The sequence below is a fragment of the Pseudomonas sp. 31 R 17 genome, assembly GCF_900004915.1.
Lineage (GTDB): Bacteria > Pseudomonadota > Gammaproteobacteria > Pseudomonadales > Pseudomonadaceae > Aquipseudomonas > Aquipseudomonas orientalis_A.
The window spans coordinates 406,529-420,724 of sequence record NZ_CVTN01000065.1; the positions used below are offsets into that span (position 1 = coordinate 406,529).

At 61.7% G+C, this 14,196-nt stretch carries 14 protein-coding genes; 9 read left to right on the forward strand and 5 right to left on the reverse strand.

Annotation, left to right across the window (positions count from 1 at the left end; all coding sequences use genetic code 11):
* Window positions 1-84: 84 nt before the first annotated feature.
* From BFP89_RS14055 to BFP89_RS14070, 4 genes are read left to right on the forward strand one after another with little or no spacing between them, the layout of a single operon-like run.
* Window positions 85-375, forward strand: a complete 291-nt coding sequence (locus BFP89_RS14055; protein ID WP_065886061.1) for a hypothetical protein — start codon at window positions 85-87, stop codon at window positions 373-375.
* Window positions 375-1,235 carry a DUF72 domain-containing protein gene (locus BFP89_RS14060; protein ID WP_065886062.1) on the forward strand — a complete coding sequence of 287 codons (861 nt, stop codon included), beginning with the start codon at window positions 375-377 and terminating at the stop codon, window positions 1,233-1,235. The genes BFP89_RS14055 and BFP89_RS14060 overlap by 1 nt, the downstream gene beginning before the upstream one ends.
* 27 nt (window positions 1,236-1,262) lie before the next feature.
* A complete protein-coding gene (locus BFP89_RS14065; RefSeq protein WP_065886063.1) occupies window positions 1,263-2,090 on the forward strand; it encodes an isocitrate lyase/PEP mutase family protein in 828 nt (275 codons plus the stop codon).
* Window positions 2,091-2,111: 21 nt separating this feature from the next.
* The gene (locus tag BFP89_RS14070; protein ID WP_065886064.1) at window positions 2,112-2,792 is read left to right on the forward strand and encodes an extensin-like domain-containing protein; all 681 of its coding nucleotides are present in this window, start codon (window positions 2,112-2,114) and stop codon (window positions 2,790-2,792) included.
* Window positions 2,793-2,795: 3 nt separating this feature from the next.
* Here BFP89_RS14070 and BFP89_RS14075 read toward each other — a convergent pair whose 3' ends face one another.
* Window positions 2,796-3,416 carry an energy transducer TonB gene (locus tag BFP89_RS14075; RefSeq protein ID WP_065886065.1) on the reverse strand — a complete coding sequence of 207 codons (621 nt, stop codon included), beginning with the start codon at window positions 3,414-3,416 and terminating at the stop codon, window positions 2,796-2,798.
* Between the two features lie 96 nt (window positions 3,417-3,512).
* Between BFP89_RS14075 and BFP89_RS14080 the strand changes: the two genes are divergently transcribed.
* The gene (locus BFP89_RS14080; protein WP_065886066.1) at window positions 3,513-4,295 is read left to right on the forward strand and encodes a class I SAM-dependent methyltransferase; all 783 of its coding nucleotides are present in this window, start codon (window positions 3,513-3,515) and stop codon (window positions 4,293-4,295) included.
* A gap of 473 nt (window positions 4,296-4,768) precedes the next feature.
* On the opposite strand, the gene BFP89_RS14085 is transcribed toward BFP89_RS14080, so the two are convergent.
* On the reverse strand, window positions 4,769-5,404 hold the full coding sequence (locus tag BFP89_RS14085; protein WP_065886067.1) for a TetR/AcrR family transcriptional regulator: 636 nt from the start codon (window positions 5,402-5,404) through the stop codon (window positions 4,769-4,771).
* A gap of 93 nt (window positions 5,405-5,497) precedes the next feature.
* On the opposite strand from BFP89_RS14085, the gene BFP89_RS14090 reads away from it, so the two are divergent.
* The 3 genes from BFP89_RS14090 to BFP89_RS14100 all read left to right on the forward strand — a co-directional run bounded on the left by BFP89_RS14090 (window position 5,498) and on the right by BFP89_RS14100 (window position 10,014).
* The gene (locus tag BFP89_RS14090; protein ID WP_065886068.1) at window positions 5,498-6,598 is read left to right on the forward strand and encodes an efflux RND transporter periplasmic adaptor subunit; all 1,101 of its coding nucleotides are present in this window, start codon (window positions 5,498-5,500) and stop codon (window positions 6,596-6,598) included.
* A gap of 6 nt (window positions 6,599-6,604) precedes the next feature.
* Entirely contained in the window at window positions 6,605-9,664 is a 3,060-nt protein-coding gene (locus BFP89_RS14095) for an efflux RND transporter permease subunit (protein WP_065886069.1), read from the forward strand.
* A gap of 128 nt (window positions 9,665-9,792) precedes the next feature.
* A complete protein-coding gene (locus BFP89_RS14100) occupies window positions 9,793-10,014 on the forward strand; it encodes a hypothetical protein (RefSeq protein WP_065886070.1) in 222 nt (73 codons plus the stop codon).
* A 62-nt stretch (window positions 10,015-10,076) separates the two neighbouring features.
* Here the strand turns inward: BFP89_RS14100 and BFP89_RS14105 are convergent, their stop codons facing one another.
* From BFP89_RS14105 to plsB, 3 genes are read right to left on the reverse strand one after another with little or no spacing between them, the layout of a single operon-like run.
* Window positions 10,077-10,766, reverse strand: a complete 690-nt coding sequence (locus tag BFP89_RS14105; RefSeq protein WP_065886071.1) for a DUF4197 domain-containing protein — start codon at window positions 10,764-10,766, stop codon at window positions 10,077-10,079.
* 22 nt (window positions 10,767-10,788) lie between these two features.
* A complete protein-coding gene (locus BFP89_RS14110; RefSeq protein ID WP_065886072.1) occupies window positions 10,789-11,190 on the reverse strand; it encodes a YbaY family lipoprotein in 402 nt (133 codons plus the stop codon).
* A 51-nt stretch (window positions 11,191-11,241) separates the two neighbouring features.
* Window positions 11,242-13,746 (reverse strand): glycerol-3-phosphate 1-O-acyltransferase PlsB, encoded by a 2,505-nt coding sequence (gene plsB, locus BFP89_RS14115; RefSeq protein ID WP_065886073.1) that lies wholly within the window; start codon window positions 13,744-13,746, stop codon window positions 11,242-11,244.
* 179 nt (window positions 13,747-13,925) lie between these two features.
* Between plsB and BFP89_RS14120 the strand changes: the two genes are divergently transcribed.
* On the forward strand, window positions 13,926-14,135 hold the full coding sequence (locus tag BFP89_RS14120) for a cold-shock protein (protein ID WP_065886074.1): 210 nt from the start codon (window positions 13,926-13,928) through the stop codon (window positions 14,133-14,135).
* The last annotated feature ends 61 nt before the right edge of the window (window positions 14,136-14,196 follow it).

Here is a 14,196-nt window from a genome sequence, read left to right on the forward strand (position 1 = left end):
TTATGTGTTCTAGTTATCACCAGAGCATTTGCGCGTTACGGATTGCGCCACTAAAATGCCACTATTGATAGCGAGTTCGCGCCTATGCGTATTGATGGCTTTTCCTCACAGTCGTACCCGATCAAGCGTAAGCCGCGCAAGGCTAACGCGACGGTGGACGATTCCGTCGAGGACTCGCCGGACTTCATCGAAGTCCACTCCGATGCGCAGGCCGGCACTCAAGCACGCATCAGCGGTCTTCCCGCCCGTCAGCAAGACATGGTCTTCCCCCGCTCCATGAGCAAAAGCGTCGCGACGGCCCTGGCCAGCTACCTGACCACCGCCGGTTTTGTCGAATGGGATATGGAAGTGCTGGGTCTCGATATCCACATCTGATGCGCCTGCCTTACTACATCGGTTGCCCGTCCTGGAGTGAAAACGCCTGGCGCGAGTACCTGTACCCCGCCGATGCACGCGCCAACGATTACCTCGGCCTCTATTCCCAGGTCTTCAACGCCGTTGAAGGCAACACCACTTTTTATGCTCGACCCTCGGCCGCAACCGTGCAGCGCTGGGCTGACATCATGCCCGATGACTTTCGCTTCACCGCCAAATTCCCGGGTGATATCAGCCATGCCGGTGACTTGCGCGAACAACTGCCGGCGGCGGAAAGTTTTATCGGCTTGATGAGCCCCCTGGGCGAGCGTGTGTCGCCGTTGTGGCTGCAACTGTCGAAGGGTTTTACCCCGCAGCGTCTCGGAGAGCTGGCCGGATTCCTCGATGGCATTGACCGTCCATTGGCGGTTGAAGTGCGTCACGATGAGTTCTTCGCCAAAGGCGAGGCCGAGCGCATGCTCAACCGCCTGTTGCGTGACCGTGGCGTCGAGCGCGTGTGCCTCGATTCGCGCGCGCTGTTCAGTTGCACCTCCACCTCGGCGGCCGTCCTGCATGCCCAATCGAAAAAGCCCAGGGTGCCACCGCGCCCGGCGGCGTTGACTCAATGTCCCCAAGTGCGTTTTATCGGGCACCCCGAACTTGAAGCCAACGATCCGTTCCTGATGCCCTGGGTCAAAAAGATCGCCAGTTGGATCGAAGAGGGGCGCACCCCCTACATGTTCCTGCACACCTCGGACAACCGCCTCGCCGCCCAATTGGCCTTGCGTTTCCATGACCAGTTGATGGCACGTTTGCCGGGGCTTGCGCCGCTGCCGACCTTGCATCGAGAACCCGTGGCGGAGCAACTGGGGTTACTCTAGGGCTCTTTTCCCCGCCAGGAGCCCGTCATGGATGCCCAAACCCTTCGCGCCGAAACCTTCAAAGCCCTGCACACACGTGATCGTGCCTTTGTGATGCCCAACCCGTGGGATGCAGGTTCCGCCATCATGCTTGCCAGCCTTGGCTTCGAAGCGTTGGCCACCACCAGCGCGGGCTTTGCGTTCAGCCTGGGGCGGCCGGATGCCGAAGGCGCGCTGTCGCTGGAGGACACCCTGGGCAATGCCGGCAGCATCGTCCGGGCGACTGCGCTGCCGGTCGCCGCCGACTTGGAAAACGGTTTCAGCGACACTCCAGAAGGCTGTGCCCAGACCATTCTGCGAGCCGCCGCCACCGGTATCGTGGGTGGCTCCATCGAAGACGCCACGGGCGTTGCCGCCGACCCTATCTACCCCTTCGACCTGGCCGTCGAGCGCGTCGAGGCTGCCGTTGCCGCTGCTCGCAGCCTGGCATTTCCCTTCACGCTGACGGCACGCGCAGAAAACCTCCTGCATGGCCGCCTGGATTTGCCCGACACCATTCGCCGCCTGCAAGCCTACGCCGAGGCGGGCGCCGATGTGCTGTATGCGCCGGGCCTGCGCAGTGCCGAAGAGGTGTTGGCGGTGGTCAAGGCCGTGGCGCCCAAGCCGGTGAACGTGTTGATGTCCGGTGGCTTGAACCTCAGCGTCGCGCAGTTGAGTGAGTTGGGCGTGCGGCGCATCAGCGTCGGCTCGGCCCTGGCCCTGGCGGCCTATGGCGAGTTTTATCGGGCGGCGCAGGAGGTCTATGGATTGGGCACCTTCACCTTTACCGAGCGCAAGATGCCGTTCGACCAGGCCAATCAATTCTTCAAGGACTAAGCCGTGCGGTCGATCGGGTGGATGGGCGCGTTGCTGGTGCTCGGCGGCGCTGTTGCGGTGGGCGCATGGCGGGGCTGGGTGCCGGTGCCGGACGAGTGGAGCCCCTGGGCGCCGCTGGATGTACGCGCCAGTCCGAACCTGTTGACGCGCTACAAGCTGGGGCGGTTGCAGGATGATCCGTTGCTGTGCGACCAAGTGCTGAAAACCTCGGGGTTGCGGGTGACCCGCCAGGCGGACTCAGCCCCCGACGCCGCCTGCCCGTTGCGCAACACATTGCGGGTACAGGGCGGGGAGGTGGGTTTGAGCAGCAGTTTTCTGGCCAGTTGCCCGTTGGCCGTAGCCTTTGCGTTGTTCGAGCGGCACAGCCTGCAGCCGGCGGCTCAGGCGATCTATGGCGAGGTGGTGACGCGGGTCGATCACCTGGGCAGTTTTGCCTGTCGCAATATCTACAACCGCGCCGAAGGCCGCCTCAGTCAGCACGCCTCGGCCAATGCCCTGGATATCGCCGGGTTTCGCCTGGCCGATGGACGCCGTATCAGTGTGCTCAAGGATTGGCCGGGCGACGACGCTGACGCACGGTTTCTGCGTCAGGTGCGTGACAGTGCGTGTAACGCGTTCAACGGGGTGTTGAGCCCGGACTACAACGCCGCACACCGTAACCATTTTCATCTGGACATGGGACGCTGGTGGGTGTGTCGCTAAGCGTCAGGCGGCCAGGCGCAGGTTGTTGACGATCAACGGACGTGCCCAGTGGTAGTCGAAATCCAGGGCCTTCTGTTGTTCGACCAGGTCCTGTTCGGTGAACGGGGTCGCGGGCGGTGGCAACAAGTCCAGCTCGAACTCGGCAATCGGCAGATGCAGCGGGCGGGGCTGCGGCGCCGGGCCGGGTTCAGCGACGGGTTGGCCCGCATTCAAGACAATCGGCCGTACCCAGCCGCTTTCGAAATGCTGCTGGCGTTGCTGGGCGATGATGTCTGCGTCAGGGAACGGCGCGGGCGCGGGTGGCAGCAGCTCGGTCTCGAATTCGGCAATCGGCAGGAACAGCGGCTCAGGTGGGGCGACCTTGGTGTCTTTCACGTCACACTCACGCTGGGTGAGGATCTGCGCCAGCAAGTCGGCGCCTTCGCCGGGTTCCACCGCCGGGTCCTGCGGTGCAGGCGCCGTGGCGGCCAGCGCGCCCGGCGTAGCGCCGAGCTGTTCGGCCAGGGCTCGGGCAAAGAAGTCCTGCCACACATGACTCACCCCGGCCAGCGCTTGAGTATTGCGCAGGCCGTAGTGGTTGTGGGTCGGCAGTACACCGATGGTTAGGGGAAGAATGTCTGACATTTTTTTCGGTCGACGCTCAGCTCTGGCAAAATACCTGACTGTTGTTTTTATCGGCCGGTATTGGCCGATCCTTAATATTTTCGAGCGTAGCGATTGATGAGTGAACAACCAGCGGCCAGCCGCATTCGGGTCGAGGCCTTGGCCGAAGAATTCCAGGCCCGCGCCGAGCAGTGGGCTGCGCTGCTGGGCTTGCCTGTGCAACGCGATGAAGCGGACTTTTCCCTGCAGGTCGGCGAACAAGGCCTGCAATTGCAACAGCTAGGGCCGGACGCACCGGGCCCGGTGCGGGTCGACTTTGTCGAAGGCGGCGCGGCGCACCGGCGTCTATATGGCGGTGGCAGCGGGCAGATGATCGCCAAGGCCGTGGGCGTCGCCCAAGGCGTGCGTCCCCGTGTACTGGACGCCACGGCCGGGCTGGGCAAGGATGCGTTCGTGCTGGCAAGCCTGGGCTGTGAGATGAGCCTGATCGAGCGCCAGCCGTTGATTGGTGCCTTGCTGGAAGACGGCCTGGCACGCGCTGCGCAGGATTTTGACGTGGCGCCGATCGTGGCGCGCATGACGCTGCTCAAGGGCAACGCCATTGAAGTGATGCTCAATTGGGAAGGCGAGCCGCCGCAAGTGATCTACCTGGACCCAATGTTCCCGCACCGCGAGAAAACCGCCCTCGTGAAGAAGGAAATGCGCCTGTTCCGGCCACTGGTCGGTGATGACCTGGATGCACCGGCATTACTCGCGGCGGCCCTGGCCCTGGCCAGCCATCGCGTAGTGGTCAAGCGCCCGCGCAAGGCGCCGTGCATTGACGGGCCCAAGCCCAGCCATGCGCTGGAGGGCAAGTCCAGCCGTTATGACATTTATCCCAAGAAGGCGCTCAAGGTTTAGGCTGCAAGCAAAGGCGCCTTTCACTCGCAGTTTGCAGGTACCTACACAACTCAGCAGCGCCCAACCGTAACCACGATGCGAAGCGAGCCGCTCTTGATCTGGCTTTTGATCTTGATCTTAGGCGCCCCGTTAAACCACGCTGGCCGAACGCAGGCTTGAATCCGTGGGTAACCCGGCAGGACGCCGGGTTAGCCGCACTGGGCCATGGATGGCCCATTGCGGCGGCCCACGGATTCAAGCCTTCGTTCGGGCACACCGAGCCTAGGCGAGGTGCCGAGTGGTGGGGCAAGAGCGTTTTGCTTACTTTTGCGCTTTTCAAAAGTGAGCCGCTGTAAAAGCGGAACCCATAGCAGCCGTTACCGCAGAAACGGATATGTACTCGATCTGATCCAGCATCCTGGTCGGTCCGGAGGCCGCCATCGGGCGCTAGCTCCCTCGCCACATGCCGGTGCATATCAAAGCTGTGTAGAGACCTACGCCCCATACGCCCGCATAAACAACCCCACCACCTCCCGAACATGCTCTTCGGCCGCTTCTTCGCTCAGTTCCCCCCCGCAGCCATACAGCAAACGGAAATTCGCCGTGCCCTTGAGCAGGCAAAAAAAGTGCTCCGCGGCCTTGAAGGGTTTGTCGATGCTCAGGGCGCCGCCCTGGTCAATCTTGCCGAGCAGGCGCTCCATGCCCTGCAGCATGCGCATGGGGCCGGCTTCAAAAAAGATCTGTGAGAGTTTCACGTCCTGATTGCCGGTGGTCATCATCAAGCGATGCAGGTTCACCGACTCCTCACTGTTGATCAACCGATGGAAGCCCCGCGCAATGTTCAGCAACACGGTCTCCACCGGCATGCCTGCAGGCAGCTCAAAGTACATCACCGGCAATTGCTCTTCACACTTGGCCACCACCGCCGCGGTGAACAGGTTCTCCTTGTCGGTGAAGTGGCTATAGACGGTGAGTTTCGATACCCCGGCCGCAAGGGCGACGGCGTCCATGCTGGTGCTTGCGTAACCCTTGCCCAGGAACAGCGATTTGGCGGCATCGAGGATCGCCTGGCGTTTTGCCATGTCCTTGGGACGCCCGGGACTATTGGTGTTTACAGGATTGTCGGACATTTTCACCTTTAATACTGGACTGGCGAGTTTGGTATTAATAACATACCGGCCAGTATAATTATTCCAAGCCTCATTTGCGAAAGGTCCCACAGCATGCGCAGCACTTTCCTGCCCTTTGCGTTGCCTGTCAGTCTGATCTTCCTGTTGGCCGCGTGCGGCCATGAAGAAGCGGCCCCCACTGCCCCTCGCCCGGCCATGGTGGTACAACCCCAGCCCCTGGCGCAGTCGGTGGACAGCTATCCCGGTGAAGTGCGCGCCCGCTATGAGCCGGACCTGGCTTTTCGCATCGCCGGCAAAGTCAGCAAGCGCCTGGTGGAGGAGGGCGAGCGGGTCAAGGCCAACCAGCCCCTGGCCGAGCTCGACCCACAGGATGTACGCCTGCAACTGGAAGCCACCCGTGCCCAGATGGCTGGCGCCGAGGCCAACCTGAGCCTGGTGCGCGCCGAGCGTGATCGCTACAAGACCCTGATGGACCGTCAGATGGTCAGCCGATCCCAGTACGACAATTCCGAAAATCTCTATCGAGCCGGTGTGGCACGCCTCAAGCAGATCAAGGCTGAGTTCGACGTGTCCAGCAACCAGGCCGGGTATGCCGTGCTGCGTGCGCCCCAGGACGGTGTCGTCGCCAAGCGTGCGGTGGAAGTGGGCCAGGTCGTCGCCGCCGGCCAAACCGTGTTCACCCTGGCCACCGATGGCGAGCGTGAAGTGGTGATCAGCCTGCCGGAGCAAGGCTTCGGCCGCTTCAAGATCGGCCAGCCGGTCTCGGTTGAGCTGTGGAGCCAGCCGGATCAACGCTTTGCCGGGCGCATTCGCGAGCTCTCGCCCGCCGCCGATCCGAAGTCGCGCACCTTCGCCGCACGGGTGGCATTCACTGGCGGCAAAGTCCCTGCCGAACTCGGGCAAAGCGCTCGGGTATTCATCCCGGTCGACGGGTTGATGCCACTGTCGGTGCCGCTGTCTGCCCTGAGTGCGGAGAACGGCGCGTCTTATGTCTGGCGTGTGGCGCCGGACAACACCCTCAAGCGCACCCCCGTGCGCATCGGCGCGTTTGGCGAAAAGAGCGTGCCGATACTGGAAGGCCTGGCGCCCACCGACTGGGTGGTTGCGGCGGGCGTGCATGTGCTCCATGAGGGCCAGCAGGTGCGCCCGGTGGATCGCGCCAACCGCGTGGTGAATCTGGCGGCCAAGGAGTAGTCCCCCATGGGTTTCAATCTTTCCGAGTGGGCGTTGCGTAATCGCCAGATTGTACTGTTCCTGATGATCCTGCTGGCGGTCGTCGGCACCTTGTCCTACACCAAACTGGGACAAAGCGAAGACCCTCCCTTCACCTTCAAGGCCATGGTGATCAAGACCAACTGGCCGGGGGCAACCGCCCAGGAAGTGTCACGCCAGGTCACCGAGCGCATCGAGAAAAAACTCATGGAGACCGGCGAGTACGAGCGCATCGTCTCGTTCTCGCGGCCCGGCGAGTCCCAGGTGACCTTCATCGCGCGCGACGCCATGCACTCGGCGCAGATTCCCGAGCTGTGGTACCAGGTGCGCAAGAAGATCAGCGATATCCGCCAGACCTTGCCGCCGGATATCCAGGGGCCGTTTTTCAACGATGAATTCGGCACCACGTTCGGCAATATCTACGCCTTGACCGGTGACGGTTTCGACTACGCCGTGCTCAAGGACTACGCCGACCGTATTCAGATTCAGCTGCAACGGGTGCCGGATGTGGGCAAGGTCGAGTTGCTCGGCCTGCAGGACGAGAAGATCTGGATCGAGCTGTCCAACCTCAAGCTCGCCACCCTCGGCCTGCCACTGGCCGCTGTGCAGCAAGCCTTGCAGGAGCAGAATGCGGTGTCGACCGCCGGCTTCTTTGAAACCCCGAGTGAACGGGTGCAACTGCGGGTGTCGGGCAACTTCAAGAGCGTGGAAGAGATCCGTAACTTCCCTATTCGGGTGGCGGACCGAACCTTCCGGATCGGCGATGTGGCCGATATCCACCGTGGTTTCAACGACCCACCGGCACCGCGCATGCGTTACATGGGCGCGGACGCCATCGGCCTGGCGGTGGCCATGCGTGAAGGCGGCGATATTCTGGTGCTGGGCAAGGCACTGGAGCGTGAATTCGCACGCTTGCAGAAGAACCTTCCGGCGGGCATGGAATTGCGCAAGGTTTCGGATCAGCCCGCAGCGGTGAAGACCAGTGTCGGCGAATTCGTCCAGGTGCTGGCCGAAGCCTTGGCCATCGTGTTGCTGGTGAGCTTCTTTTCCCTGGGGGTACGCACCGGCATGGTAGTGGCCCTGGCGATTCCGCTGGTGCTGGCCATGACCTTTGCCACCATGTACTACCTGGGTATCGGCCTGCACAAAATTTCCCTGGGCGCCCTGGTGCTGGCCCTGGGCTTGCTGGTGGATGACGCGATCATCGCGGTGGAGATGATGGCGATCAAAATGGAGCAGGGCTACGACCGGATCAAGGCCGCAAGCTTCGCCTGGACCAGCACCGCCTTCCCCATGCTCACCGGCACGTTGATCACCGCCGCAGGCTTTTTGCCGATTGCCACCGCGCAATCGAGTACCGGCGAGTACACCCGGTCGATCTTCCAGGTGGTGACCATTGCTTTATTGGCCTCATGGGTCGCTGCGGTGGTGTTTGTACCGTACCTGGGGGAAAAGCTGCTGCCGGACCTGGCGAAAATACATGCGGCCAAGCACGGCACCGACGGTCCGGACCCCTATGGCACGCCCTTCTACCAGCGTGTAAGACGTTTGGTGCAGTGGTGTGTACGTCGGCGCAAGACGGTGATTGTCCTGACCCTGTTGCTGTTTATCGGCTCGGTTGGGCTATTTCGTTTCGTGCCGCAACAGTTCTTCCCGGCCTCGGGTCGCCTGGAGCTGATGGTCGACCTGAAACTGGCCGAAGGCGCCTCCCTGAGCAACACCGCCGACCAGGTCAAGCGCCTCGAGACCTTGCTCAAGGCACACGCCGGCATCGACAACTACGTCGCCTACGTGGGCACCGGTTCGCCGCGCTTCTACCTGCCGCTCGACCAGCAACTGCCGGCTGCCAGCTTCGCGCAGTTCGTGGTGTTGGCACACACCATCGAAGAACGCGAAAGCCTGCGCACCTGGCTGATTGAAACCCTTGACGAACAGTTTCCTGACCTGCGTTCACGCGTTACCCGCCTGGAGAATGGCCCGCCCGTGGGCTACCCGGTGCAGTTTCGCGTGACCGGCGAGCACATCGAAGAAGTCCGCGCATTGGCGCGCAAAGTCGCGGCCAGGGTTCGCGAGAATGCCCACGTGGTCAATGTGCACCTGGACTGGGAAGAGCCGAGCAAGATCGTCTACCTGAATATCGACCAGGACCGCGCCCGTGCGCTTGGCGTGAGCACTGCCAACCTGTCGAAATTCCTGCAAAGCTCCCTGACCGGCTCCACCGTCAGCCAGTACCGGGAGGACAACGAGTTGATCGAGATTCTCCTGCGCGGCACCGTTCATGAACGCACCGAGTTGTCGCTGCTGCCAAGCCTGGCGGTACCGACCGACAACGGCAGAAGTGTGGCCCTGGCGCAGATTGCAACCCTCGAGTATGGCTTTGAAGAGGGCATCATCTGGCACCGTAACCGCCTGCCGACGGTGACCGTGCGCGCCGATATCTACGGCAAGGAACAACCCGCGACCCTGGTCCAGCAGATCCTGCCGACCCTGGAAGGCGTGCGCGCCGAGTTGCCGGACGGCTATTTGCTGGAAGTCGGTGGCACGGTTGAAGATTCTGCGCGCGGACAGAACTCGGTGAAGGCCGGCGTGCCATTGTTCATCGTGGTCGTGCTGACCTTGCTGATGCTGCAACTGCGTAGCTTCTCACGCACGGCGATGGTGTTTCTGACCGCGCCCCTGGGCTTGATCGGCGTCACGTTGTTCCTGCTGGTGTTTCGTCAGCCGTTTGGTTTCGTGGCCATGCTCGGCACGATTGCCCTGTCGGGGATGATCATGCGCAACTCGGTGATATTGGTGGACCAGATCGAACAGGACATCAAGGCGGGGCTGACGCCATGGCAGGCGATCATTGAAGCGACTGTTCGGCGTTTCCGCCCGATCGTTCTGACGGCACTCGCGGCGGTGCTGGCGATGATTCCACTGTCACGCAGTGTGTTCTTCGGGCCGATGGCGGTTGCAATCATGGGCGGGCTGATTGTGGCGACGGCGCTGACGCTGCTGTTTCTACCGGCGCTTTACGCGGCGTGGTTCAGGGTCAAACAGGAATGACGGTGCTTATGGCGAGGAACGTTTCTTAACGTTTCGCCACTCATGGACTACCTGATGACAGGTATTTGGTCCGACGGTCTTCACGCCGTCTGGCCGGATCTCAAATCTGATGATTCAAGGAGTAACCCATGGGACTATTCATCGGTAAGTCGTTGAGCGTTTCGGTCAACAGCAGCTTTGGTGGCGGCAACTGCGCCAAACCCAAGCCACCGGCAGATGACTGCAACGACAAATGCAAACCCAAGCCCGACTGCAATGGCGGTGGCGTAGGCGGCGCAATCAAGTTCGGCGTAAGCGTGATGCCACTGGGCGCGGTGATCTTTGGCGGGCTGGGCGCCAAGCTTTTTTAAAGGTGTGGTAAGCGCTCCCGGGCAGGTGATCCTTCCCCACCTGCTCGGGTGCACAGAGGCGTCTACAGGGCGCCGAACACTTTCTTGGCGAGGCTGGTGGCGGCCGCTGCCGGATTTTTGCGAATCGTTTCTTCCTGCTGCGCGATCATCTTGAACAAGCCGTCCAGCGCCTGTTCGGTCACGTAGTTTTCAACGTTGGCGCTTTTGGCGTCCACTGCACCAAACGCCGCCGCCTTGCCGGCCAGGGCATTGTACTGCTGGGCCACGCCGACCTTGTCGGTTGCAGCCTTGACGATGGGCAGGAACTTGGCGCGGATCTGTTCGCGACTGCTGGTGTTCAGGTATTGGGTGGCGGAATCCTGACCACCGCTGAGGATGCCCTTGGCATCGGTCACGCTCATGTTTTTCACGGCATTGACCAGGATCGGCTGAGCCTGGGTCACGGCGGTTTCCGCCGCTTTGTTCATACTGGTTTCCAGCTGGGTGACTTGATCGCCCATGCCGAACATCTTCAGCTTGTCAGCGATCTTGCCCAGCTTGCCCGGCAGGCCGATTTTGACCTCGGGGTTATTGCTGAAACCGCCTGGCGTGCCCAGTTGTTTCACGGCGATCTGGGCGCCCTGGGTCAAGGCATCCTTCAGCCCGCCACTGGCGTCGCCCTGGGACAGGCTGCCAAGGTCCAGCGCCATCGCGTTGGCACCCAGCAGCAGTCCGGTGAACAGGGCAGTGAGGCGAAGAGGGTTACGGAGCATGGGCGCTTCCTTATGATTGAATTCAGTGGGCTACCGCGTCGACACGCAAGCGCAGTGGCTGTGGGTCCTGGCCATTGAGCTGTACCGCATGGCGCTGCGTGGTGGTGAACAGTAGCTTGCCATCCACCTCGATGCGAGCGCTGACCGAGTAGCTGTGGCCAGGCTTGACCTGCGCCGGGTCATAGCTCAGCTGAAACGGCAGCGGCACCTGGCCCTTGATCGGGCCTTTCTGTTCGGCGAGGGTCACGGCCGGGGCGTCCATCAAGGACACGTCCTGCAGGCTGACGCTCAAGGTGGCGGCAGGCGGCAAAGCGATGCGTTGCAGGTAGAACACTTCGCCGTCGAGGCTGGCCTTTGGGGCGGGTGTCATGGATTGACAGGCTCCGAGCAGGGCCGTGAGGCCCAGGAGGATGATCTTTTTCATGGTGCAGCTCCTTTTCAACGGCGCCGCAAACTTCCCGGCGTCTTGTTCAATCTAGCGGGTTTGCGCGGGGGCCACCGCTTGCTCGGCGGCGCCATCGACGCGATGCAGCGCCACCTGGCGAATCGACAGGCGAATGTCCGCCGGCAGTACGCGTTTGGCCGCACCTTCCGCCAGTTCGCCGAGCAGGTCGCGATAGCTCAGCTTGCCGGCTTCGTCGCGGCGCAGCACATCTTGCTCCAGCAAGGTCTGGATGAAATGTCGGAAAAGGCTCTTGTCGAAGAATTCCGGGGCATTGAGGCCATGCAGGATCGACAGGCGTTGGGCCATGATTGTGCACAGGTCTTCCAGCTCTTCGGCGCTGATGCTGTTCTGGCCGCTGTTGAGCAGCAGCGAGATCGCCATGTAGAAGCGTTGCAAGGTTTGGGCGATGCTCTTGGACAGCAGCGTCAGCAGTACAAAATGCCGCGAACTCGGCGCCGCGCGCAGATACACGCCGTTTTCAAAACGCAGCAGGCCCTGTTCGACAAAGGCCTCCAGCCACTGGTCGACCACGCCATCGAGCTCTTCCAGTGACCAGCGGATAAACAGCTCCGATTGCAGGTACGGATAGAGCGCCTGGGTATAGCGCAGGATCTGCTCGCGGCTCATCCGCGAACTGCTCTGGAAAAAGCTCGCCAGCAGCGCCGGCAGGGCGAAGATGTGCAGCACGTTGTTGCGGTAATAGGTCATCAGGACGGCATTTTGCTCATCCAGATAGACAATCTTGCCCAGGGCATCGCTTTGCTCCGACAGCAGGTCCATGTCCTTGACGTGCTTGATCAGCGCCAGGCCATCGCCTTCCGGCAGAGTGGTGTGCGGTGAATAGGGCACGCGGCGCAGCAGCGCCAGGTACAGGTCCAACTGGCGGGCCATGGCTTGCTCATCCAGGGCCAGGCGGGTGGTCGACAGCAGCGCCAACGCCACCAGGTTCACCGGGTTCACCGCGGCGGCTTCGTTGAGGTGGCGGGCCACCTTTTCGCTGAGGCGGTGGGTGGTTTCATTCAGCCATGCCGGCTTGAAGTTCGGGCCCAGTTCCTGGGCGCGCCAGTCCGGTTGCTCGTGGTCGAGAAACTCCGCCAGCTTGATCGGCTCGCCGAAGTTGACCGCCACCTGGCCGAAGCGCTGCTTGAGCGCACCGACGACTTTGAAGATATCGAAGATCGACTCTTTCTTCTTGCTCGCACCGCGCAGTTCGCCGAGATAGGTGCGGCCTTCGAGCACACGTTCGTAGCCGATGTACACCGGCACGAACACGATGGGCATGCGCGAAGAGCGCAGGAAACTGCGCAGGGTGATGGCCAGCATCCCGGTTTTCGGCTGCAGCATGCGACCGGTGCGCGAGCGTCCGCCCTCGACGAAGTACTCCACCGGGAAGCCCTTGGTAAACAGGGTGTGCAGGTATTCGTTGAACACCGAGGTGTACAGCGGGTTGCCCTTGAAGGTACGGCGCATGAAAAACGCACCGCCACGGCGCAGCAGGCTGCCGATCACCGGCATGTTCAGGTTGATGCCGGCGGCAATGTGCGGCGGGGTCAGGCCATTCTTGAACAGCAGGTAGGACAGCAACAGGTAGTCGATATGGCTGCGATGGCATGGCACGTAGATCACTTCGTAGCCTTGGGCAACCTGTTGCACGCCCTCGATGTTGTTGACCTTGATGCCGTCGTAGATCTTGTTCCAGAACCAGCTCAGCACCACTTCCAGAAAACGGATCGCCGTGTAGGTGTAGTCCGAGGCGATTTCGTTGCCATAGCGCAGGGCCAGGGCCTTGGCTTTTTCCGGCGAAATCTTTTCGCGCTCGGCTTCATCGGCAATCGCCTGGCGCACCAGGGGCATATTGACCAGACCCTTCACCAGGTTGCGCCGGTGGGACAGGTCGGGGCCGATCACGGCGGTCTTGAGGTTACGAAAGTGCACACGCAGGATGCGCTGGGCCATTCTTACGGTGCGTTCGTGCCCTTTATTGTGCTCGATCAATTCACGCAAGTTGATGGGCGCGGAGAATTGCACGCGGGTCTTGCGGCCGAGGATCAGGATGCTCAACAACCGGCGCAGACGCCCGGTGACCGCCCAACTGTCGGCGAACAACAGCTTCCAGGGGCTGGACTCGCTTTCGGGGGATTGGCCCCAGAACACGCTGACCGGAATGATTTGTGCATTCTCTTCGGCATGTTCGCTCAGGGTGTTGACCAGGCGCGTCAGGGTGGGCGGTGCGCCGCGCTTGTCCTGGCGGCCGAGCCAGTCCGGGTCCGGCGTGAGGTAGAAGAACGCCGCCGGTTCCATCAACGGGCCCACCGAGACCGGCAGCACCGGGCGCGGCAGGCCGGCCTTGGTGCACTCGGCATCGACCACGGCCAATTCGGTCATTGAGGGCGATTGCAGGACGTAGAACACCGGCCGGCTGCGGTCCAGGTTAAGGGTTAGGGACGACTGGTTGATCGTCTCCGAGCGAACCCAGAGATACAACAGTCGGCGCAAGGTGCCAAACACCAGACGGCGGAACGGGGAGCGGGTCATAGGCGAACTGCTTCAAGTGGAAAAAACCGAGCAGGCGCTCGGGCGGGTAGTGTGCCGTATTCACCGAAAATCGGCAAAAAAGCAGCGATGTAAAGTTGAGTTGATGGTTTTTGAACCTGTCTTATACTCGGCAGTTCAACGCCAGCGACTCAATAATAAAAACCAGTGGGAGTGAACAGATGACAACGCGCGAAACCGGCAACGTGAAGTGGTTCAACGATGCAAAGGGCTACGGCTTTATACAGCGTGAAGATGGCAAGGATGTGTTCGTGCACTACCGCGCCATTCGTGGTGACGGGCACCGCTCGTTGGCCGAGGGCCAGCAGGTGGAGTACGCCGTGGTGACCGGCGAGAAAGGCTTGCAGGCGGAGGATGTGGTGGGCCTGTAAATTCATCACTGAACCCATGTGGGAGGGGGCTTGCCCCCGATTGCAGGGTGTCAGTCACCAG

What these genes read in the sequence shown, in the direction of transcription:
- BFP89_RS14055 (WP_065886061.1), top strand. Translation starts at nt 85, where the DNA reads ATGCGTATTGATGGCTTTTCCTCACAGTCGTACCCGATCAAGCGTAAG.
- BFP89_RS14060 (WP_065886062.1), top strand. Translation starts at nt 375, where the DNA reads ATGCGCCTGCCTTACTACATCGGTTGCCCGTCCTGGAGTGAAAACGCC.
- BFP89_RS14065 (WP_065886063.1), top strand. Translation starts at nt 1,263, where the DNA reads ATGGATGCCCAAACCCTTCGCGCCGAAACCTTCAAAGCCCTGCACACA.
- BFP89_RS14070 (WP_065886064.1), top strand. Translation starts at nt 2,112, where the DNA reads ATGGGCGCGTTGCTGGTGCTCGGCGGCGCTGTTGCGGTGGGCGCATGG.
- BFP89_RS14075 (WP_065886065.1), bottom strand. Translation starts at nt 3,416, where the DNA reads ATGTCAGACATTCTTCCCCTAACCATCGGTGTACTGCCGACCCACAAC.
- BFP89_RS14080 (WP_065886066.1), top strand. Translation starts at nt 3,513, where the DNA reads ATGAGTGAACAACCAGCGGCCAGCCGCATTCGGGTCGAGGCCTTGGCC.
- BFP89_RS14085 (WP_065886067.1), bottom strand. Translation starts at nt 5,404, where the DNA reads ATGTCCGACAATCCTGTAAACACCAATAGTCCCGGGCGTCCCAAGGAC.
- BFP89_RS14090 (WP_065886068.1), top strand. Translation starts at nt 5,498, where the DNA reads ATGCGCAGCACTTTCCTGCCCTTTGCGTTGCCTGTCAGTCTGATCTTC.
- BFP89_RS14095 (WP_065886069.1), top strand. Translation starts at nt 6,605, where the DNA reads ATGGGTTTCAATCTTTCCGAGTGGGCGTTGCGTAATCGCCAGATTGTA.
- BFP89_RS14100 (WP_065886070.1), top strand. Translation starts at nt 9,793, where the DNA reads ATGGGACTATTCATCGGTAAGTCGTTGAGCGTTTCGGTCAACAGCAGC.
- BFP89_RS14105 (WP_065886071.1), bottom strand. Translation starts at nt 10,766, where the DNA reads ATGCTCCGTAACCCTCTTCGCCTCACTGCCCTGTTCACCGGACTGCTG.
- BFP89_RS14110 (WP_065886072.1), bottom strand. Translation starts at nt 11,190, where the DNA reads ATGAAAAAGATCATCCTCCTGGGCCTCACGGCCCTGCTCGGAGCCTGT.
- plsB (WP_065886073.1), bottom strand. Translation starts at nt 13,746, where the DNA reads ATGACCCGCTCCCCGTTCCGCCGTCTGGTGTTTGGCACCTTGCGCCGA.
- BFP89_RS14120 (WP_065886074.1), top strand. Translation starts at nt 13,926, where the DNA reads ATGACAACGCGCGAAACCGGCAACGTGAAGTGGTTCAACGATGCAAAG.